General features: G+C 49.3%; 1 rRNA gene. It reads right to left on the minus strand.

The window, feature by feature from the left end:
• Positions 1 to 288 (minus strand): 23S ribosomal RNA (locus tag AC0C45_RS30170); the annotation flags it as partial.

Here is a 288-nt window from a genome sequence, read left to right on the forward strand (position 1 = left end):
GTCACTAGGTAGTATTTAGCCTTGGGAGATGGTCCTCCCAGATTCCGACGGAATTTCACGTGTTCCGCCGTACTCAGGATCCACTCAAGAGGGAACGAAGTTTCAACTACAGGGTTGTTACCTTCTTCGACGGACCTTTCCAGGTCGCTTCATTTACTTCATTCCTTTGTAACTCCGTATAGAGTGTCCTACAACCCCAAGAGGCAAGCCTCTTGGTTTGGGCTAATTCCGTTTCGCTCGCCGCTACTCAGGAAATCGCATTTGCTTTCTCTTCCTCCGGGTACTTAG

The organism is Priestia sp. VA7, assembly GCF_055710015.1.